General features: G+C 56.6%; 21 protein-coding genes. 9 read left to right on the forward strand and 12 right to left on the reverse strand.

Going from position 1 to position 18979, the window contains the following annotated elements; genetic code table 11:
- The first annotated feature begins 30 nt into the window (after positions 1-30).
- On the forward strand, positions 31-678 hold the full coding sequence (locus tag FHX05_RS24915; protein WP_112338829.1) for a BON domain-containing protein: 648 nt from the start codon (positions 31-33) through the stop codon (positions 676-678).
- A gap of 97 nt (positions 679-775) precedes the next feature.
- On the opposite strand, the gene FHX05_RS24920 is transcribed toward FHX05_RS24915, so the two are convergent.
- Positions 776-1282 carry an Hsp20/alpha crystallin family protein gene (locus FHX05_RS24920; RefSeq protein WP_112398046.1) on the reverse strand — a complete coding sequence of 169 codons (507 nt, stop codon included), beginning with the start codon at positions 1280-1282 and terminating at the stop codon, positions 776-778.
- A 286-nt stretch (positions 1283-1568) separates the two neighbouring features.
- On the opposite strand from FHX05_RS24920, the gene FHX05_RS24925 reads away from it, so the two are divergent.
- From FHX05_RS24925 to FHX05_RS30850, 3 genes are all read left to right on the forward strand, one after another.
- The gene (locus tag FHX05_RS24925) at positions 1569-2390 is read left to right on the forward strand and encodes a universal stress protein (protein WP_112398093.1); all 822 of its coding nucleotides are present in this window, start codon (positions 1569-1571) and stop codon (positions 2388-2390) included.
- A gap of 322 nt (positions 2391-2712) precedes the next feature.
- Positions 2713-4098, forward strand: coding sequence for an HAD-IC family P-type ATPase (locus FHX05_RS30845; protein WP_183875192.1), 1386 nt, complete (start codon positions 2713-2715; stop codon positions 4096-4098).
- Positions 4095-5237: an HAD-IC family P-type ATPase gene (locus FHX05_RS30850; RefSeq protein ID WP_348648339.1), complete on the forward strand. Its 1143-nt coding sequence runs from the start codon at positions 4095-4097 to the stop codon at positions 5235-5237. Before FHX05_RS30845 ends, FHX05_RS30850 begins: the two co-directional genes overlap by 4 nt.
- A 39-nt stretch (positions 5238-5276) precedes the next feature.
- Here the strand turns inward: FHX05_RS30850 and FHX05_RS24940 are convergent, their stop codons facing one another.
- Together FHX05_RS24940 and FHX05_RS24945 are read right to left on the reverse strand one after the other, a co-directional pair.
- The gene (locus FHX05_RS24940; protein WP_112398048.1) at positions 5277-6269 is read right to left on the reverse strand and encodes a zinc-dependent alcohol dehydrogenase family protein; all 993 of its coding nucleotides are present in this window, start codon (positions 6267-6269) and stop codon (positions 5277-5279) included.
- A gap of 106 nt (positions 6270-6375) precedes the next feature.
- The gene (locus tag FHX05_RS24945; protein WP_183875194.1) at positions 6376-6570 is read right to left on the reverse strand and encodes a hypothetical protein; all 195 of its coding nucleotides are present in this window, start codon (positions 6568-6570) and stop codon (positions 6376-6378) included.
- A 69-nt stretch (positions 6571-6639) separates the two neighbouring features.
- On the opposite strand from FHX05_RS24945, the gene FHX05_RS24950 reads away from it, so the two are divergent.
- The gene (locus FHX05_RS24950; RefSeq protein WP_183875196.1) at positions 6640-7680 is read left to right on the forward strand and encodes an ABC transporter ATP-binding protein; all 1041 of its coding nucleotides are present in this window, start codon (positions 6640-6642) and stop codon (positions 7678-7680) included.
- A 625-nt stretch (positions 7681-8305) separates the two neighbouring features.
- Here FHX05_RS24950 and FHX05_RS24955 read toward each other — a convergent pair.
- Together FHX05_RS24955 and FHX05_RS24960 are read right to left on the reverse strand one after the other, a co-directional pair.
- Positions 8306-8497 carry a hypothetical protein gene (locus FHX05_RS24955; protein WP_112606524.1) on the reverse strand — a complete coding sequence of 64 codons (192 nt, stop codon included), beginning with the start codon at positions 8495-8497 and terminating at the stop codon, positions 8306-8308.
- Between the two features lie 160 nt (positions 8498-8657).
- On the reverse strand, positions 8658-8921 hold the full coding sequence (locus FHX05_RS24960; RefSeq protein WP_112606526.1) for a DUF982 domain-containing protein: 264 nt from the start codon (positions 8919-8921) through the stop codon (positions 8658-8660).
- An 813-nt stretch (positions 8922-9734) separates the two neighbouring features.
- Between FHX05_RS24960 and FHX05_RS24965 the strand changes: the two genes are divergently transcribed.
- Both FHX05_RS24965 and FHX05_RS24970 read left to right on the forward strand, forming a co-directional pair.
- Complete coding sequence (locus tag FHX05_RS24965; RefSeq protein ID WP_112398053.1) at positions 9735-10418, forward strand: response regulator transcription factor; 684 nt, start codon at positions 9735-9737, stop codon at positions 10416-10418.
- Positions 10411-11754 (forward strand): HAMP domain-containing sensor histidine kinase, encoded by a 1344-nt coding sequence (locus FHX05_RS24970; protein ID WP_183875198.1) that lies wholly within the window; start codon positions 10411-10413, stop codon positions 11752-11754. Before FHX05_RS24965 ends, FHX05_RS24970 begins: the two co-directional genes overlap by 8 nt.
- On the opposite strand, the gene FHX05_RS24975 is transcribed toward FHX05_RS24970, so the two are convergent.
- The 7 genes from FHX05_RS24975 to FHX05_RS25005 form a co-directional block, all read right to left on the reverse strand.
- Positions 11751-12518, reverse strand: coding sequence for a cytochrome b/b6 domain-containing protein (locus FHX05_RS24975; RefSeq protein ID WP_183875200.1), 768 nt, complete (start codon positions 12516-12518; stop codon positions 11751-11753). The two genes, FHX05_RS24970 and FHX05_RS24975, sit on opposite strands and share 4 nt — an antisense overlap.
- Before the next feature lie 33 nt (positions 12519-12551).
- Positions 12552-12947: a cytochrome c gene (locus FHX05_RS24980; protein WP_183875202.1), complete on the reverse strand. Its 396-nt coding sequence runs from the start codon at positions 12945-12947 to the stop codon at positions 12552-12554.
- Positions 12948-13289: 342 nt separating this feature from the next.
- Positions 13290-13718 (reverse strand): universal stress protein, encoded by a 429-nt coding sequence (locus FHX05_RS24985; RefSeq protein ID WP_112398057.1) that lies wholly within the window; start codon positions 13716-13718, stop codon positions 13290-13292.
- 9 nt (positions 13719-13727) lie between these two features.
- Complete coding sequence (locus tag FHX05_RS24990) at positions 13728-14027, reverse strand: hypothetical protein (RefSeq protein ID WP_112398058.1); 300 nt, start codon at positions 14025-14027, stop codon at positions 13728-13730.
- 32 nt (positions 14028-14059) lie between these two features.
- Positions 14060-14707, reverse strand: a complete 648-nt coding sequence (locus tag FHX05_RS24995) for a BON domain-containing protein (protein ID WP_183875204.1) — start codon at positions 14705-14707, stop codon at positions 14060-14062.
- A 206-nt stretch (positions 14708-14913) separates the two neighbouring features.
- Positions 14914-16251 carry an ATP-binding protein gene (locus tag FHX05_RS25000; protein ID WP_183875206.1) on the reverse strand — a complete coding sequence of 446 codons (1338 nt, stop codon included), beginning with the start codon at positions 16249-16251 and terminating at the stop codon, positions 14914-14916.
- Positions 16248-16925: a response regulator transcription factor gene (locus FHX05_RS25005; protein WP_183875208.1), complete on the reverse strand. Its 678-nt coding sequence runs from the start codon at positions 16923-16925 to the stop codon at positions 16248-16250. Before FHX05_RS25005 ends, FHX05_RS25000 begins: the two co-directional genes overlap by 4 nt.
- A gap of 362 nt (positions 16926-17287) precedes the next feature.
- Between FHX05_RS25005 and FHX05_RS25010 the strand changes: the two genes are divergently transcribed.
- On the forward strand, positions 17288-18142 hold the full coding sequence (locus FHX05_RS25010) for a glycosyltransferase family 25 protein (RefSeq protein WP_183875338.1): 855 nt from the start codon (positions 17288-17290) through the stop codon (positions 18140-18142).
- 3 nt (positions 18143-18145) lie between these two features.
- On the forward strand, positions 18146-18901 hold the full coding sequence (locus tag FHX05_RS25015; protein ID WP_183875210.1) for a glycosyltransferase family 25 protein: 756 nt from the start codon (positions 18146-18148) through the stop codon (positions 18899-18901).
- The last annotated feature ends 78 nt before the right edge of the window (positions 18902-18979 follow it).

The following is an 18979-nucleotide window of genomic DNA, read 5'->3' on the forward strand; positions in this document are numbered from 1 at the left end:
CCTCGATCAATCGTCTTCAAGGAGGACACCATGAGTGATCTGAAGATACGTCGGGATATCCTCGACGAACTGGAATTTGATCCCAGCATTGACGCTGCCGCGATCGGCGTTTCGGTGGAGAATGGCGTCGCGACGCTATCTGGCCATGTGAAGAGCTGTGCCGAGAAAATGGCGGCGGAGGCAGTTACTTGGCGTGTGAAAGGCGTCCGGGCGATTGCCGATGAGATCGATGTGCGTTGGCCCGAGCAGAAAAGGCATGCCGACGATGAAATCGCAGCTCGCGCACTTGATATCATTACCTGGGACACTGCGTTGCCCGACGGCGCCATTGACGTCAAGGTCCAGCGCGGATGGGTAACACTCTCTGGCGAGGTACGCTGGCACTTCCAGCGCATGGCTGCGGAAAACGCCGTCAAAAAGCTTGGCGGCGTTGTTGGTGTGACGAATATCCTAACCATCCGGCAACTTGTCGGCGCATCAGATATCAAGGAACGGATCGAGCAGGCGCTACGGCGAAACGCTGAGATCGAGGCGGATGGAATCAGAGTTCGTGTCTCCGACAGCAAAGTCGTTCTTGAAGGTGACGTTCATGCCTGGAGCGAGCGTCATGCAGCAGAGCAAGCCGCATGGTCTGTCCCCGGCGTCGCCATTGTTGAAAATCATCTTCATGTCGGCTAATGCCAAAGGGAGGGGTGAGCCCCTCCCTTCTTCTGCCGCCGGCCCCCTTGGCAACCTACAGCTGAGCCGCGACGGGCAAGTGTAGAGCGCTTGTGAGCTAGCTTGCCTTGATTGCAATTTTCCGGTCATTCTTGTGAGCATTGGCCGTCTTCGGTAAAACGACCTTCAAGACGCCATTTTCGAAGGATGCGTTGATACCGTCTGCATCGACACCATTGGGAAGTTGGAGACTGCGCTGGAACGACCCGTAGCGCCGTTCGCTGAGATAGTATTCCTTCTCCTTTTCCTCCTTGCGTTCGTGCTTTTCGCCTTTCACCGTCAAGATCCCATTGGCGAGTGTCAGATCCAGCTCTTTCGCGTCAATCCCAGGAAGCTCAACTGTGAGCTCGTAGGTCTTGTCGGACTCGATGAAGTCAGCAGCCGGCATGCCGCGCGTGAAGGCATTCGGGAAACGCGCGAATGTGCGGTCTAGGAAGCCCGGAGTGAAGTCATTGAAGACACGATCAATTTCCGATCGCAGGCTTTCGAATGGCGCCCAGCGCTCCATAGCCGGCGCCGTCTTCTTCTCCGTGCTCACAGGAAGCTTTCTTGCCATATCGGCCATATCATTTCTCCTCTTCGTTGCGAGGACCATCGAAGGACGACTTCGTCCCGGCCCCTTTCCAAACCGTCTTCGTGAGACGCGGAGTCATCAAAGACGATGTTGCCAGACCGTTCATTGATCAGCATCAAAATGGCGCGATATCGCTCGCCGTTAGGCGATCGAAGCCCTCTTTTGCCGATTTTGAGCGCCGATAAGGCTCCTCTCCGGTCGACCAATCTTGACTTTCATCAAAGCGGCGGGCCGGCGGGTACGCGATCATCAGGTCAGCTTGCTGGAGAAGACTGACATGAAACCGCAATTCCATCTGCCATTGATCACCTATCCCACAGCCAGCTCGTTTTCCGTGGTTCAAAATGCAGTCGACTTGGCGCGACATCAAAAAGCAGATCTCACCGCGAGCGTCCTGCAGATCAAGACGCCGCTCGTCGGTCAATCATCCCCATGGGTTGACGACGTCGAAAGACTGGGCTCGCAGGCAAAGCGCTTCAGCCGCGACAGCGGTGTCGCGTTGAGCGAAGCAGTGTGCGACTACGCCCAAAAAGCGGCCATACGGGCCATCATTCAGACATTCGAAGCGTCGGAGCCGCTAATCCCTGATACTTTGGTGGAAATCTCGCGTGCTTATGACCTGTCAATTATCGAAGCGTCTGAGACCATGATGCCATTGCTTGAGAACCTTCTGTTCGAAAGCGGCCGACCTCTCGTCTTGTTCCCTGCGAACCACGTCTGCGGCCGGATCGACACGGTGGCAATCGCATGGGATGGAAGCGCGCCGCTGTCGACAGCATTGACAGGCGCCAGATTATTCTTGGAAGGCGCATCGAAGGTCATTTTGATATCGATCACCGATGATGGCTCAATGAATGAGAGAAGCCGGGCCCGATACGCGGAGGTGCTAAGCAACAGCGGCTTGGATGTCGAGGTTGTCGTGGCCGGCGCAAATGGCGAAGAGGTAGCCGTCGCTATCCAATCAACCGCGAGAGCCCTGCACGCCGATCTGATTGTCGCCGGAGCTTACGGGCACTCCAGAATTCGTGAATTTGTCCTTGGAGGTGTCACTCGATCACTGCTGGTCGATCTTGAGATGCCCGTTCTTGTTGCTCACTGATCCAGCAGCGGAATATTGATATCAACGTTTGCTCCCCGCCCCCGAACTTTGGATGCCGGATATCTATCGTACCGGCTCAGGCCAATCTCTACATTTCGACCAGCGCATTCCCATGCCATCGTAGTGGTGGCGCATCTCGGTAGACACTGACGGCATGCCGGCTTTAGCCGGCGGATGATCGCCTGTTGACAAAGGTCAAGGCGCGCGCGCCGTGCAATGGCTAGCAAGGTATCAGAGGTGACCGCCGATGCCTATTGAAATTGACGAAACCACCAAGAACGCTCCACCTAAAAGGCCGACTTCCACGAACCGGGATACCACGATGTCGCCGTCGCCTTTTTGGTCGAAGGCGCAAGACGTTCTGGTGCATGATCTTGGTTCGCGGATAGCAGGTCTTTCGCCTGAAGAGGCAACTTCCCGGCTAAAAAACTACGGACCGAACACAGTCCTCGCTATGACGCACACGAATGCCCTTCACATTCTGCTACGGCAATTTCTCAATCCCCTCGTTCTCATTCTTATCTTTGCCGCAACGGTATCATCGCTGGTGGGGGAGATGCATGATGCCATCATCATAAGCCTTATCGTCCTTGCGAGCTGCCTGCTCGGCTTTTCTCAAGAGTACGGAGCGACCAAAGCGCTGGAGGCGCTGAAAAAGAGCATTTCGTTGTCCGCGACAGTTGTAAGGGGCGGAATAGAATCCCTCGTCCCGGCAAGCACTATCGTCCCGGGTGACATCATCAAGCTTGCAGCCGGCAGTCTTGTCCCAGCCGATGGCGTGATCCTTTCGTCGCGCGACTTGAGCGTCAGCGAGGCCGCTCTGACGGGCGAGACCTTCCCGGTCGGCAAGATGGCCGGTGTCTGTCCACCCGAGGCTTCGATCGCCGCTAGGTCCAATTGCGTTTTCACCGGCACATCGGTTCGCAGCGGCACGGCAACTGTCATTGCTGTCGAGACGGGTGGGCGCACCGAATACGCAGCCATCGCCGGAGCGATCGCGAGACAGATACCCGAAACGGATTTTTCACGAGGTATTCGCCGCTTCGGCTATTTGATGACGCGTATCATGTTGGTGATCGTCATTACCGTTTTCGTTGCCAACCTGCTCCTACATCGGCCATTGATCGACTCTCTCCTATTTTCTCTGGCACTGGCGGTCGGCCTCACTCCGGAGCTTCTGCCGGCGATTATCAGCATGACGCTCGCCCGCGGCGCGCGCGCCATGGCCGCTGGCGGCGTCATCGTTCGCCGGCTGGACGCCATTGAAAATCTCGGGAGCATGAACCTTCTATGCACCGACAAGACCGGCACGCTGACGCAAGGCATCATAAAACTCGACGGTTGCGTCGATCCAGGCGGCATGCACTCGCAGCAGGTTCACTTGCTCGCCGTTTTGAACGCATCGTTGCAGGCCGGCCTCAAAAATCCGCTCGACGATGCCATACTGGCGTCCGGCGAGATTGGCGCAGATCTGAAAGCCTTCGTAAAAAAAGACGAGATTCCTTACGATTTCATGCGCAAACGGTTGTCGGTCATCGTCAATAGCGCCGGCCAGGATACAATGATGGTCTGCAAGGGCGCCGTCGCCAATATCCTTTCGGTCTGTACCTCCGTTAGGACAGGCAATGCTGCCGAGCCTCTCGATGAAGCGTCGCGCGCGGCCTCGACGCGCTTTATCGTAAATGGGGCGAGGATGGCATTCGGGTGATCGCAATCGCCAGTAGGCGCTTCGCTCAAGACAAGGGGCCCTATAACGTTGGCGACGAGTGCGACCTCTGCCTTGAGGGCTTTCTCCTGTTTCTCGATCCGCCGAAGGCAGGCATCAAGGATGCGCTGACGGGATTGAAACATCGCGGCATCGGAATCAAGGTCATATCCGGCGATAACCGCTACATCGTCAAGCACCTGGCCGACACGATCGGGCTGAGAACAAAGAATGTTTTGACCGGCGGTGAGCTGGCGTCGATGAGCAGCGACGCATTGTTCGCCCGTGCATCCAAAACAGATCTGTTTGTCGAGATTGATCCCAACCAGAAAGAGCTCATTATCAAGGCGCTTCGGCGTTCCGGCCATGTCGTCGGATATATGGGCGACGGCATCAACGACGCCCCAGCCCTTCATGAGGCCGACGTCGGCATTTCTGTCGACGGCGCAGTCGATGTCGCCCGGGAAGCTGCGGATCTCGTCCTGTTGCGACAAGACCTCAACGTGCTGATCCGCGGCGTAGACGACGGTCGGCGAACCTTCGCCAACACCATGAAATACATATCGATCGCGACGAGTGCGAACTTCGGCAACATGATCAGCATGGCGGTCGCCTCTCTATTCCTCCCCTTCCTGCCGCTGCTCGCCAAGCAGATCCTGCTTAACAACCTCCTTGCCGACATTCCATCTATGGCCATTGCCACGGACAGGGTCGATCGAGAGCAAGTGCAGCGTCCAAGGCGATGGGACATTCGCGGCATCCAACGATTTATGATCTTTTTTGGCCCGGTCAGCTCGTTGTTCGATTTCGTGACGTTCGGATTTCTGTTGTTTATCGTCAACGTGACAACCAGTCAGTTCCGCACGGCCTGGTTTGTCGAATCACTCATTACACAGCTCGTGACTATGCTGATCGTTCGCACGATCATAGCGGCATGGAAGGATAGGCCCGGTCCCCTACTCCTGTGGTCGACGGCGTTTATTACGCTCGTCGCCCTCCTGCTCCCCAATTTTCCACCGGTTGCGGGCATATTCGATTTCACGCCGCTGCCCATTCCGTTGTTAGGAGGGCTGATTGCGATCTCGGCAATCTACGCTGCCACGCTCGAGTTGGTGAAACGATTCTATTTCCGACGGGGATGAAAGTTTCGGCGGGATGGTAAGACCCGTATTCATTTCGGGTTAGCCCGCCTCGGGCACCAACACCGCTGCCCCGACGAGACGCCCGGCACGCAGATCGGCGAGCGCCTCGTTGGCCCTCTTGAGTGGATAGGTCGTCGTGTGGGTTCGCACGCCGACCATCTGGGCAATCGGGAAAAACTCGACCGCATCCGCGCGTGTCAAATTGGCGACCGAAACAAGCTCACGCTCCCCCCAAAGAACGGCATAGGGCATCGCCGGTATGTCGCTCATGTGAATTCCGCCGCACACAACTACCCCGCCCTTGCGAACCGCCTTGAGCGCTATCGGCACCAGATCGCCGACGGGAGCGAAGATGATGGCTGCGTCGAGCGGAACTGGGGCGTTCTCTTCAGATGAGCCGGCCCATGTCGCCCCAAGCTCCAGCGCAAACTGCTGCGCCGCTTGGTCACCGCTGCGTGTAAACGCATAAACGTCTCGGCCCTGCCAGATACAGATCTGGATGAGGATATGCGCGGCGGCGCCGAAGCCGAAGAGACCGATGCTCTTGCCGTCGCCGGCCTTCCTGAGCGAACGCCAGCCAATCAATCCGGCACACAAAAGAGGCGCGAGCGATACGGGATCGGCGTTCGCATCTAGATCGAATGCAAAGGATGCGTCGGCCACAACATGCGTCGCGAAACCGCCGTCGCGGGTGTAGCCGGTGAATTGCGGCCGGTCACATAGGTTCTCGGCCTTCATTTGACAGAAAGAGCAGGTTCCGCATGCATGACCGAGCCAGGGAACGCCGACGCGCCGACCGAGTTTGGCAATTTCGATTCCGGGGCCAACGGCATCGACAATACCCACGATCTCGTGACCCGGCACGAGCGGAAGCTTTGGATCGTTGAGGTCGCCATCTACAACGTGAAGATCAGTCCGACAGACGGCGCAAGCCTCTACCTTGATCCTCAGCTCGCCTGGGCCAGGCTTTGGATCGTCACGTTCGACAAATATGAGCGGCTTCCCGATTTGTTGAAGAACCATCGCTTTCATGGCTGAAGCCCATCGAAGTTGGGGCCCGTCTCGAAGCTCGATATCGGAGGAAATGCCGGGAAACGACGTGTCATCTGCGTTTCAAGCGACTTTTTCCACCACTGGATCACTCCGGCGAGCAGTTTAATTTACCACTCTTCTCCTCCCACACAAATGATGCCCCGGCTTTGACCCGAATCAACGCGCGCACAGCGAGAACATGAAAGCGTTTGAGGGCTGGGGAAATTGTTTGCCACGTCAGGAGGGCATCGGTGCAAAAGTTATTGCTGATCATATTGATCGTCATGATCGCGACGATCATTGGCATTTTGTGGGTGAAACCGATTGCCGGCACCGGGCGACAGCCGGCGCTTGAGAAATCAGCAACGCAATGACCATCCTGAAAACATTTCGCGGTGCGAAGGCGGCTCTATCACGCCCGTTCCCGAAGGAAATCATTCTTCCCCGAACGCTATATGGTTTCGTTTTTCGGGCATCGGGGTGGCATCAGCTGGCCACCGCAATCCTATCCATCGTGCTCTTTACAGCGGGAACCATACCGCTGGAGGTACAGCGACGGATCGTGAATGCGGCAACGGAGAATGGCTCCTATCGAACGATCGCCTTCCTGGTGTTGATATACGTCCTTTTGGCTCTGACCGAGGGAGCCGTGAAACTTGTGCTCAATATCTACAGCAGTTGGATCGGAGAAGCGGCGGTCCGATGGCTGCGTTTGCAGGTATTCGAGGCATCACGAACATCGGTGACGGGCGACTCCATGATGACCAGCGAAGGTGTCCAACTCTCGATCATCTTGGCCGAAGCCGAACCTGTCGGTGGCTTCGTCGGCACAAGTATCTCGGAGCCTCTGTTGCAGATCGGCATATTGACAGCTGTTTGCGGCTATCTGGTCTATCTGCAGCCACTCATTACGATCATCGTCATCACGATCTTTCTTCCGCAAAGTGGTTTTGTCCCGATCATGCAGGCAGCGATCAACCGCCGCGTCGGAAAAAGGATCGGCATCATGCGCAATGTCAGCGAGGACATCGTCCAAATGGGGCACGCAATTGATACTGATGGCCATCAGGCGTCGCGTATCGGAGATGTCTTCCGGATCAACATGAGCATCTACAAAATCAAGTTCACGATGAATTTCATGATGAATCTGATGACACAGATGGGTTACGCAGGCATCTTCGCACTGGGCGGTTATTTCGTGGTTACTGGGAAGACCGAGATCGGGACAGTCGTCGCCTTCGTGTCTGGTCTTTCAAAGATAAATGACCCTTGGGGCGATCTCGTCAACTGGTACCGCGATCTACGTGTGACGCAGGTTAAGTACGGCCTCATATACAATTCTGCTCAGGTTGGCACCATGTCAGCGTGTGAATTACCAGGCCCCTCCCCATGCCTGGAGACTCGCTCCTGAGATTTGAAAATGTGTAACCCTCTGCTGACGATTTCGACAATCGGCATCGGGATATTGCGGAGAGCAGCAAACTTACGTTTGGTTTTATCATATCAGTTGCAATGGTGCTGCCAACAGCACTTCGCGCCGCTGTTGATCCGGGATCCTACATCCAATCAGTTTTGCCTGAGAAGGATGATGCACTGCGCAGCGAGCATCTTCGCATAGATATTGAGAGAAAGCTGACTGATGCGCAGCGATAGCACGCCTGAGGAGGTCGCGGATGTCTGCATCGACGGCGTTCTTAATCCGTGCACATTGGAAATCGGTCGCCGGCTGTGCAGATTGCGGCGCCTTTTGTGGGAGATCCAAAGGCCGACAGGGCGTTTAGGTCCCGTCGGAAGCCTGGACGCGGGCATTCGGCCATGAAAATTAAGTCGCCACGTCGCGGGAGGAAACTCCGGAGAGATGCAGCACGCGACGAGTTGGCGGGTTTTGCATATTCGAGGGAGAACCGACTGGTGGAAGAGAGCCTAAAGTCTTCGATGGGCTAGAGGCCAATCGCGGCGCACGCGGGCGCCGACGTTTGACCACGACAGTCGGGTTACGTTTTGACATTATTTCATCCTCTGATTGGCGCTAGAAATCAAAAGCCATTGCCCTTCGTCGGGGGAATATAGGGATCTGGATAACCGAGCTTAGGTTTGCCGGTTGTGCTACCCGTATTCGTCGACGACTGTTGCTTTGGTTCTTTTGATTTGGCGGAGCCACTGGATTGGTAAGCATAGGCACCGAAGATAACGCCGGCTATCGCGGCGACCAGCAAAGCTGCACGCATGTTCTTCTCCTTGTCACGGATCTGCCGTTCCGAAGTCAAAGCGAACAACGAAAATGTCCACTTTGCATTCCTGATCAATTGGTAGGTTCTCTGACGATTTTGGACCTTGATCTGCATCAATAGGCCGAGGTGGGAGCGCACGCCCTGTGCGAACCCAACGTCATCCGATGACTGAAATATAAAGGATACGCTCTTCGGCAGCGGCACGGATAAGGGCCTCTCTGGCCGCTTCCGGAGGGATGACGTCGTTCAGAGCATCAAGGCATGCCCTGATCGCCATAACATATTCCTCGCCATCGTCGCTCGGCCAATCCGAGATCAATGTTACTGCCGCATCCCGGACGGTCTTGATGACCCTGTACTTCTCGCCGGAGCGCACGACGAGCCTCAGCGCGGGAAACTGATGCGATGCATGCCATTTCATAGAGCGTGACCCCCCGGGCGCGAGAATATCAGCAATCCCCACAGGCAAACTTCACTGAAGAGGTTGCGAATACTACGTTTATCAAGGCACTTGGATGGCTACTTTGACATGCCTCAATTGAGGTTACGGGCCAGCGGCGGCATTACAGATGGACCGACACCGGCCCGCCCGAGCCGATACCGAGTAGCAGTACGGTGAGCCTTGGATCTGGCAGGCAACGCGGCAGGTTTGAGAAGGCACGATAGATGCTCAGTAAGGCGGAGCAATCATGGGCTGCTTGATCGGGAGGAGGCGCGTGCGGCCATCACGAAAAACTTCAAGTAAGGGGTCGCCTTATTCGCTCGTGTGGAGACCACAGCCTTCCGCGGAGCCGCAAGGTGCCCTTGATCGATACCGACGATGATATCAGCGACCGCCGAGCCCATCCGTGCCACATTGCGGTGCCCGGCCAGGTTGCTGCTTGAAAGGCGCTCACCAGGACCGTCTCCATCATGAATTCCATGCACCGCACACCCGGGCTGAAAGCGACTATCCACCAGCGCCTGAATGGCTGAGTCAGACTCGGGCATGACAACTTTCATGGATATCCGCCTTCGTTGCCTGGAAAATAGCTCGGCAATTCGTGCGTCAGGGTATCCGGGTCTCCGATTTAGACGTCCACTGTGCGGTACGGTCCTGATTTCGATGTTGTTGCATGATCCCAGTCGAACCGCGGGGTTCATTGGTCTAGAGTGGGCTCTGGCACGGCGGGAAGCGTCACTAGTAAGTTGTCGTCGTGGTCCGCAACCACTATGACCGCAAATCGGGGTCTGTATGCGCTTGTTACTGGTCGAAGATAGTGCCCGCCTGCGCGATTTGCTGACCGAAAGTGTTCATCAGGCGGGTTGGCGCCTTGATAGCGCGGCAACGGTAGGCGCCGCGCTGCTGGCAACACAAACTGTCAGCTACGACTTGGCCCTGGTGGACTTGGGCTTGCCGGACGGCGACGGCTTGGATCTTATCCGGGAACTACGTCGCGAAGGTTTTACCGCACCGATCCTCGTGATCACGGCGCGCGGTTCGATTGAAGATCGCGTAGCGGCCCTCGACGGCGGTGCCGATGACTATCTCGTCAAACCGTTCAATCACATCGAATTGCTCGCGCGTTGCCGCGCCCTTCTGCGCCGCAGAGCGCCGCACTATATCGAGGCCATTGTCGTTGGCGGCCTATCTTTCGATCCCACAAACGGTGTGGTGGCCGCAGGCGGTGAACCGCTCGCAGTCGCACCGCGCGAGCGGTCCGTCCTTGAACTGCTTATTCGCAACGCGGGCCGGGTCACTCCCAAGCAATTGATCGAAAGCAAGCTCTCCGAATTTGGCGACGATATCTCGACCAACGCCGTGGAATTGGCGATCTCCCGCCTGCGTCGTCGCCTCGCCCCGTTCGATTTGCCCATCAGCATCGAAACAATACGGGGCATTGGCTATTTGCTGCGGGAAAAGCGCCAAAATGGTTGATCGATCTGCTCGGCCGCCAACGCTGATCCGCATCATCACACTGCGCATCGCGCTCTTTGCAGCGCTGGCCATGGCGGTGCAGGCCGCACTCGTCTTTGCCGATTATTATTTCGACAACGAGCAGTTGGCGACGTTGATGATCGAACGTGAAACCGGAAAGCTGTCGAAGGGTTTCGAACGCCGCCATGACGAAGCGCCCTACAAGTTGCCGCACGACCTCGACCGTTACGGCGTCCAGGGTGGCTTCTATATCACCCGCATCCGCACACCAACCGGTCAGATTCTCTATACGAACTGCGATGCGCGCTGCGACAATCATCTTCTGCCGCATGAGGTCAATCCGCCGGACCTCTGGTCTCGAATGCTGAGCGCCGGCAAACCGCTCGCCGTTGCCGGCGGCAAGACCTATGAAGTCCATGGGGACAAGATTTTTATCGAGATCGCGATCCTGCGCGACAGCGACGGCATCATGTGGGCGGTGATCGGGCGTGAGTTTGCGGATCATCTCGCCACCCCGATGGCCATCATGCTGCTCTTCGTTCTCGGTGGCACGTTATTGTCAATCCGCCAGGCCCTGCGTCCCGTCGCAAAAGCAGCGCGAGAGGCCGGCCATCTCGATCCACTCGACCCCAGCCATCTAATCAACCAGACCAGCATGCCGCGCGAAATTGCTGATCTTGCCGCTGCCGTCAACCGGAGCCTTGCGCGCATAGGTACGCTCATGAAATCGCAGCGTCTGTTCACCACGGCTGTTGCGCATGAGATCCGCACGCCGCTGGCTATGATGAAGCTGGAACTTGGCAACATCGACCATCCTCGTGCTCGCAAGATGGAGGCAGATCTCGACGCATTGGCGGGCTTTATCGCCCAGATCACGGCGCTGGGGCGGCTCGAAAGCGCTGACCGCGCGGTGTTCCGGCCGGTCGATCTGGCCAAGCTGGCCGATTGGGTTGTCACGGATATCGCGCCCCTGGTCTATGACCTCAATCACACCATTGCCTACAGCAATCTTGGCGCTGGCTCTGTTGAAGGTCATGCGCCACTGCTTGAGGACGCGTTGCGCAATCTCATCGAAAACGCCGTCAAACATACCCCCGAAGGTGCGGCGATCGAAGTTGTCGCTGGCCTTGGTCCGCGCTTGACGGTCAAGGATGACGCTGGTGTTTTTGACGCTCCGGCGGGAGGCCCGTTTGGCGATCTCAAAGCCGATCACATGGGTATTGGCCTTGAGATCGTGCGCCGGATCATGGCGTTGCATAAGGGGCGGCTGGAGATTGAAGTACAGCCTGGCCATCTTACAGCCGTAACGCTCCTGTTTGACCAAGACGAACTCTAGATTGAAGCGAAGAAGCTTCCGCCAAGCAGCGTTACGGTGCCATAAACCAGGCCAAAGGCAATCAGAAGACAGGCAGCGGCGACAGGCAGCGATCCACCCGTCGCCTCATTGTGGTCGACGTAGGCTTCGCGCTGTTTGCGGCCAGTGATCATGGCGCCGATAAGGTCTTCGCGCTTGACGAACTGATAGTAGAGGTTCGCGACGATATGCAATCCCGCCAGAACGAGAATGGCGAAGTAGAACCATGCAGCATGGACGGAAGCGGCCAAGCTCGAAACGGCATCCCCTACCAGTCCAGCAAAAGGCCCCGCGGCGGTCACCCCGTCACTGGAGAATAATCCAAGCAAAACCTGCACACCGCAAACGACGATGAGACCGATAACCATCAGGCCGCCGGCCGGATTGTGGCCGAGATAGTGTCCCGCGCGGTTGCGCCGCAGCGCCTTTAGGTAGGCCCATACGGCGGCGGGCGAGCGGACGAAACCGGAAAACCGCGCCGTTGAACTACCGAAAACACCCCACAGGAGGCGATAAACCAAGAGGACGAGAATGCCGTAACCCGCCGCTTTGTGAACAGTCATGTCCGGATCGTTGAAGCCACTCGAGACCCAGGCCGTCAGGATCAATGCGACGAGCGACCATTTGAATAGACGTGTGGGAAGGTCCCAGGCACGCACGAGATCGCTCTTGGCAGGTGAAATCTTGTCGCCTTTTCCGATGGGTGGTTCGCAATAGGGTTCATAGGCGGATCGTTGTTCGCTCATGTGGAGTTTCCTGTTCGGGAAGATTTGCAGCGGCTATTTGTAAGCCGTGTGGCAGGACTTGCACTCGGCTGCCACGGCCACGAATGCCTTGCGAAACGAGGCTTTGTCTTGCGCCTTCTGGCTCGCTGTACCGGCAATCATGACCATCTTGCTGAAGCGAGCGTGGAGATCCTTCTCCTTGGCGCTGCTCTGGCTGGCAAACATGGCGTCGGCGGCCTCGGCGTCAGCCGCGTAGCGCCGCAGGACCTGCTCGGCGGCTTTGCTGTCGAAGTTGGCGAGCACGGCCTTAGCTGAAGTGGTGTTATCGCCCATGCTGCCCATGATACTTTTAAGTGAGGCAGCGACGGCTGGCCCCGCCAGCACGGCAAGGACAAGGCCGGCTCCGATATAGCGATTAAGCTTGGAGGATGATTTTCGCGGTTCTGTCATAGCGCTCAATTTTCGTTGATTTCCAAAAAGGTTTACTTTTGGCTGCAACCGCATGATTGACGGTGACGACCAAACAGCAGCTCTTAAGAGCCGTGACATCTAGAGGAACAATTGCGGCGAAATGCACGGCCACACCTTTTCGGCAGACCGCTTTCGTCTTCTCATGACAGGCTTTTGACAGGTTCGTCGATCACGATCCCGTTGATTGGAATATCTGAGGTCAAACCATATGTCTTGAGATCGATGGCCGTGAACGGCCGCAACATACGCCCTCTAGCCTACGCTTGTACGACCAGGCCGCCAATGCAACGACGCAGCCCAGCCTCTGAATGAGTTGGATATTTACTGCTTCGGGGCCGACGGAATCCGATCGATGTGAACGGAGCATTTCGCATGGTGGACAATGTGGTCGACGGTCGATCCAAATACCCGATCGAAAACATCGTTGGTATGAGCCGCGACCACGATCAGATCCGCCTTTGTTTCGATCGCAATGGCGAGCACCGTGTCGGCGGCCCGACCGGTGCGAACATGGACAAGCGCTGGCACTGAAAGCTCTCTGCAAAGCAGCGACAGCTTTTCTTCCGCTTCACCGATGACAGAGACTGCCCACTCATCCGGTCCCTGCCTGACAAGGGACGGAAATCGCTCGACCGTATGGGCGAGATGAAGCGTTCCTTCCGTGTCGAGAAGCGCGCAAGCCGTATGCATCAGATGCTCGGCTTTCTCCTTCGATCCGAGGCCAACCGCACAGACAATCGACTTATACATCGCTCCACCTCAGAACAGATCCTTGCCGCCGATGCCGACAAATTCGGTTCGAAACCCCAAGGCATGTACCTGCTTCAGAAAGCGATCCGCACCCAATATATCTACCTTGAGGCTATCACTCAGACACTGGCAGAGGGGATTGCACAATTCATCATGCACCCACGCTTGAGCGCGGGGGGACACAATTGTGATTTCCCATTTGTCTCTGTCTGCTCTGTCGAGGCGAAAATCGCAGTCCTGGTGGTGCGGGAGGGGATATCCGGCACCCGCAAGCAGCGCTTCTTCCGTTCGTGTGAAATCCGTGCTCATGATTTTGCATCCCTCCTTCTATCGAAAGTTGATCAGCTGATGGACAGTTGATCATCGAGTGCATGGACGCCCGGCGCCGACCACGCGGCACGTTCCGCCGCACGACGCTCGAACAAGGTCCTGACGTGGCCCTTCAAGATAACTTTACCACCGGAAACATCGACCTGGATTGCGTGTGCCTCCAATTCCGCATCGCGTTCCAGCGCATCCTCGATGCGCCTCTTGATGTCATCAGCACTGATGCTGGGAACGACCTCTATGAGATTGGAGACGCCAATGACACCGGCGAGATCCCTGACAGCGGCGGCGGCAGCATTCTTTTGGTACTGCCACTCCACCTTGCCGGTAAGCGTAACGACGCCCTTGCATACGCGGATCTGCACCATTTGCTTTGGAATGGAGATATTCCAGTCTACCATTTTGACTGCCCGTCGGGCGATGTCGTCGTCGTCTGTCCGCCGCGGGCCTAGAATTTGAACATCTATTTCCTGGGCTATGGCGCGGACGCCTTTGACGCGTCTCGCGGCTTTCTCGGCGGCGTCCTTCTCCGCATATGTGCCAACATGTCCGGTGAGAGTGATGACGCCGTCGCGTGCGGTCACACCAATTTTGGCCGCATCCACTTTCGGCTCAAATTCCAGTTCATCCAGAATATTCTGTCTGAGAGTAATGTCGTTCATGACCGTCTCCTTGAAATTCCGTTAGCGGAAAAAGGATAGGACTAGCCAAAGGCTGCAGCATTGATCGAGGTCAAGGAACTGGCGGAGCCATTCCAAGGAAGGCCGAATCTCAGTAAGCCCGGGCACAGGAGTTGCATTAGCAGGTCCGACTGCCAAGCCTCAGCTTTCTGCCAAGATGATCTCTGCAGAACATGAAAGCTCCGTTCTCAGATCGCTTTCTGATGGATTGGAAATTCCATTGTCGCGGATGCTCCGCCCTCCGGCAAATTGGTGAGCTTGAGATCGCCTCCGTGAGCAATCATCGTCTCCTTCACGATCGACAGGCCAAGGCCGAGACCACCCGCACCGCTGTCCGGTTTGCCGACGACCGCCACCGGCTCGAGCCATCGGGGGGGATATCCTGGGCCGGAATCAGAGACCGTGATGCCGCATCGAAAGATCGTCACCGTAATCGTCGTGCCCGGAGGCGTGTGGTTCAGTGCATTCTCAATAAGATTGCGCAGGGCTCGAAAGATGAAATCGAACGCGCCGCTAACCACGACGGGCTCTAAGGGTGGCTGCAATTCGATGTCGCGGCCCTTGGAAAGAATGACCGGCGCAAGGAATGCCGCCGCCCGCTGTCCGATATCACCGAGATCGACCCGGTCGCTTGCCTCAAAATGCAGGCCACCGATCCTGACGCGATCGACCAATTGACTGACCAGCCGCTCTACGCCCTCGAAGTCCTCCTCGACTTTCCGTGCGATTGCATCTTGCGAGAGCGCGAGGCGAGCCTTGATAATCGCGAGCGGCGTCCGAAGCTCATGAGCAAGATGGCTCGAAAACTGCTCAAGTGACAGAAAGCCCGCTTGCAAGCGATCAAGCGCCTCGTTGACCGCGCTCACCAATGCCAGCACATCCTCCGGCATCCTGGTTTCCGTCAGTCGCGCGGCTATGCTGGAGGGCCCGATTTGCCGTGCCTCTTCCGCCGCGTGGCTCAATGGCTTCAGCGCGAATTTCAGCACGAGGATGTTGACCAGCAGAAGAAGGCAAACAAATGGAATCCATATCCACGCGATGTCAGTGACGAACTCCTCCAATACGGTATCAAAAATAACGTGCTCCCGCGGGAAGGCGATTTGCACGAAATGCACGGGATTAGTGCCATCAAGCTGCATTGAGATGCCAAAAAGGGCTCTGACTTTGTCGTGACCCGGGAGCAAAAAGTACCGAACCTTCTGGTTTGAGACAGGAACCAGCGGCTGATCCAACGTCTCCGAACTGGCAAGAACTCTGCCTGTATCGGTCACTACGGCGAATTGTCCGCCCAGCTCCTTGATTCGCGTTTTCAAGGCAGTTGCAGGCCCACCGGTAAGTTGCGGATCCGAGGCGAACTGGCGCTGCATGTCTTGCGCGAAAGTCGAGAGCGTCTCTTCACGAAAAGCATCGTTGGCCGCTTGAAAACGGACGTACAAGAAAAGAACACTCGCACAGACTGCAACCAGCGCGACGATAGACATAGCAACGACGAGGCGCCTGAATAGCGTCAGTCGGCGAAATGTCATGAACGTCCCTCCGTCAGCATATAGCCGACGCCTCGCATGTTATGGATATCGATCGCAGCACCCGCAGCCTGGAGCTTTTTACGCAATCGGTGGATGAGAACCTCGACGGCGTTGGAGCTCAGTTCCTCGCCGAAGCCATAGATCGACTCCTCGACCTCACCCTTGGAGAGGACCCTGTTGAATCTGCGAAGAAACAATTCCAGCGCGGCGAACTCGCGGCGACTGAGCTGCAGTTCGGTCTCCCCGACTTTGGCAACATGCTGTGAAAGATCAAGATGGACGTTACGCTCGCTGAGGATCGTATCGTGGCGTAGGGCTGGGCGACGCATCAAGGCACGAACGCGCGAGATTAGCACGCCCATAACGAAGGGCTTGACGAGATAGTCATCGGCACCGCTGTCGAGCGCATCGATAATCGAACTTGCGGCATCGCGTGCCGTCACGATGAGAATAGGCGTTGAGGGCGCCCGGCGACGCACAGGTTCGAGCAAGGACAGGCCGTCACGATCTGGCAAGCCGAGATCGAGAATGACCGCCTCATAGCTGATCGTGGACATAGCTTCCTCGGCATCGCTGGCTGAACTGACCCAATCGACGGTAAAGCCGTGCGAACGCATTGCCTCGCTTGTCAGCGATGCGAGCTTGGCATTGTCTTCAACGAGCAGCACGCGCATGAAGCAGTCCAAAGCTTTCGCGTTGATCGGTAGGGTAACTGCAGCGCAAAAGCCTCTTTATTCTTGGCGAATTCGAGGCACGCCTCTTCGCATCCGTTTGCTGCACTCGCCTTGAGCCTGTGGCATCGCGCGTCGATATCCAATTCGATATCCCGGCGGCAGGCGAACGAGAGAGAAGCCTCCGTATCACTCCCGCTTGGGTGATGAGTTGGGCGCTCCAGCTAAACTTGCCCCAGAAATCTAACCTGGGGGTTATTTTCACTTTTTTGACAAGTTTCTGTAAGCCGCCCGTAAGCCGGGCCAAACAATGTCCGCTCCGACAAACGCAATCGCCACCATTCTTGTCGGAACGAGCTCCTAGCATGAATGACAAAGATCTTAGCGATCTTCCCATGAAGACTTACCTCATCAATCTCGATCGTGCTGCTGATCGGCTGTCCGCCATGCAGGATAAGCTCGATGGTATAAGACTGCCGTTCGAACGAGTTGCTGCCGTCGACGGGCAAGCACTTGAACTGCCCATCAGGGACTTCCGTGAGGGAGCCTATAGGCTGCTGCATGGAAGAAGGGGCAATCTCGCAGAGGTGGGCTGCTACCTTAGCCATATTGAATGCGCAAAGCGCCTGCTTGCCTCGGAGTCAGAATTCGCCCTGATACTGGAGGATGATCTCGAATTTCCCGCCGACTTGAAACAGCTCCTGAGGGCCGCAATCGAGGCGAACGCCGATTGGGACATCCTGCGGCTTTCGACGGTCAATCGCGGTCGCAAATACCCGTTTGCCGACTTGACGTCCCAACGTTCCCTTGCGGTGGCGCTTACTCGCGAGAAAGGATCGGGCGCCTATTTGCTCAACCGGCGAGCCGCCGCGTGGTTTGTCGAAAAGCTCGTTCCGATGCGTTTGCCGTTCGATCTTGCCTTCGATCTTGAATATCTGGCGGGTCTGAAGGCCGCTTTTGTCTTTCCCGTGCCGATCAACCAGGATACGGGATTGCCGTCCCAGATCCAGGCCAAACGCCGAACCTATCATTTGCGGCGATGGCGCTACGCAACTGTTCAGCCCTATCGCGCATGGCTGGAAGCGTCACGTTTTATCTGTCGTCTCCGACAATTGACGTGGCTTTTGCTGAAGCATGCCTTCTTGCGAAGAATGGATAACCTTTCCTCCCGAACCCGCACAAAACCCTTGTCATTGACGGATGGGAGCAGAGGTGACTGATCAATGGTTTTTTTGCCCGAGAGCCTCGGTGTCTATGTCATTAACCTGGCCAGATGTGTTGACAGGTGGAAAGCTATCCGCTCGCAGGCGCTCGCCCATGGTATTCATATCACACGGGTTCCCGCAATCGACGGGCGTAACATCGCTCCCATGGACTACGTCGACGTCGATCACGTCAGCTTTTTCAGGCATGGCGGTAGACAATTGCTGCCGGGCGAGTACGGCTGCTACCGAAGCCACCTGCGCGCCGTGGACATGTTCCTATCCAGCACATTCGAGGCATCCATCGTTATCGAGGACGACGTGGAAATCGTCGGCGATTTGCTGGAGCGGACCTCGCGGATACTTGCCGCAGTGCCGACTGCAGACATCGTCAAGCTGTTCAACCACAGAATCCTTGGGTTCCGGCGGGTCACCACGACGATTTCTGGAGATGAGATCGGCCGTTGTTTGCACGGTCCCCAGGGATCCGCTGCATGCTACATTGTCACCCGCAACGGCGCGCGCGCGATTACCTCGGCGATGCGGACCATGATCCTCCCCTTTGATGTCGCCTTGGAACGTGGGTGGGACCACGGCGCCAATATTCTTACGGTGAGAGAAAACATCGTCGAACTCAGCAAGCATAGTCAGGACACGCAGATCGGAACCAGAGCCGACTATAGGGCGATAAAATTCTCGGGGGCACGGCGATTACCGACGCACGTTCTACGTGCGCTCGACTATTCGCGACGGATTAAATATGCGCTCGATATTTGACGAATACGCTGTGAACCGCGCTGCGGAGCGGAAGACGCGATCCATCCGCTGCTTTTTTTAAATTCGCATGTCTCTCGG

Source organism: Rhizobium sp. BK491 (assembly GCF_014194925.1).
Taxonomy (GTDB): domain Bacteria; phylum Pseudomonadota; class Alphaproteobacteria; order Rhizobiales; family Rhizobiaceae; genus Rhizobium.

Excerpts from the sequence above, each read along its gene's own strand:
- FHX05_RS24915 (WP_112338829.1), top strand. The coding sequence starts at position 31 with ATGAGTGATCTGAAGATACGTCGGGATATCCTCGACGAACTGGAATTT.
- FHX05_RS24920 (WP_112398046.1), bottom strand. The coding sequence starts at position 1,282 with ATGGCCGATATGGCAAGAAAGCTTCCTGTGAGCACGGAGAAGAAGACG.
- FHX05_RS24925 (WP_112398093.1), top strand. The coding sequence starts at position 1,569 with ATGAAACCGCAATTCCATCTGCCATTGATCACCTATCCCACAGCCAGC.
- FHX05_RS30845 (WP_183875192.1), top strand. The coding sequence starts at position 2,713 with ATGTCGCCGTCGCCTTTTTGGTCGAAGGCGCAAGACGTTCTGGTGCAT.
- FHX05_RS24940 (WP_112398048.1), bottom strand. The coding sequence starts at position 6,269 with ATGAAAGCGATGGTTCTTCAACAAATCGGGAAGCCGCTCATATTTGTC.
- FHX05_RS24945 (WP_183875194.1), bottom strand. The coding sequence starts at position 6,570 with ATGATCGTCGCGATCATGACGATCAATATGATCAGCAATAACTTTTGC.
- FHX05_RS24950 (WP_183875196.1), top strand. The coding sequence starts at position 6,640 with ATGACCATCCTGAAAACATTTCGCGGTGCGAAGGCGGCTCTATCACGC.
- FHX05_RS24955 (WP_112606524.1), bottom strand. The coding sequence starts at position 8,497 with ATGCGTGCAGCTTTGCTGGTCGCCGCGATAGCCGGCGTTATCTTCGGT.
- FHX05_RS24960 (WP_112606526.1), bottom strand. The coding sequence starts at position 8,921 with ATGAAATGGCATGCATCGCATCAGTTTCCCGCGCTGAGGCTCGTCGTG.
- FHX05_RS24965 (WP_112398053.1), top strand. The coding sequence starts at position 9,735 with ATGCGCTTGTTACTGGTCGAAGATAGTGCCCGCCTGCGCGATTTGCTG.
- FHX05_RS24970 (WP_183875198.1), top strand. The coding sequence starts at position 10,411 with ATGGTTGATCGATCTGCTCGGCCGCCAACGCTGATCCGCATCATCACA.
- FHX05_RS24975 (WP_183875200.1), bottom strand. The coding sequence starts at position 12,518 with ATGAGCGAACAACGATCCGCCTATGAACCCTATTGCGAACCACCCATC.
- FHX05_RS24980 (WP_183875202.1), bottom strand. The coding sequence starts at position 12,947 with ATGACAGAACCGCGAAAATCATCCTCCAAGCTTAATCGCTATATCGGA.
- FHX05_RS24985 (WP_112398057.1), bottom strand. The coding sequence starts at position 13,718 with ATGTATAAGTCGATTGTCTGTGCGGTTGGCCTCGGATCGAAGGAGAAA.
- FHX05_RS24990 (WP_112398058.1), bottom strand. The coding sequence starts at position 14,027 with ATGAGCACGGATTTCACACGAACGGAAGAAGCGCTGCTTGCGGGTGCC.
- FHX05_RS24995 (WP_183875204.1), bottom strand. The coding sequence starts at position 14,707 with ATGAACGACATTACTCTCAGACAGAATATTCTGGATGAACTGGAATTT.
- FHX05_RS25000 (WP_183875206.1), bottom strand. The coding sequence starts at position 16,251 with ATGACATTTCGCCGACTGACGCTATTCAGGCGCCTCGTCGTTGCTATG.
- FHX05_RS25005 (WP_183875208.1), bottom strand. The coding sequence starts at position 16,925 with ATGCGCGTGCTGCTCGTTGAAGACAATGCCAAGCTCGCATCGCTGACA.
- FHX05_RS25010 (WP_183875338.1), top strand. The coding sequence starts at position 17,288 with ATGAATGACAAAGATCTTAGCGATCTTCCCATGAAGACTTACCTCATC.
- FHX05_RS25015 (WP_183875210.1), top strand. The coding sequence starts at position 18,146 with ATGGTTTTTTTGCCCGAGAGCCTCGGTGTCTATGTCATTAACCTGGCC.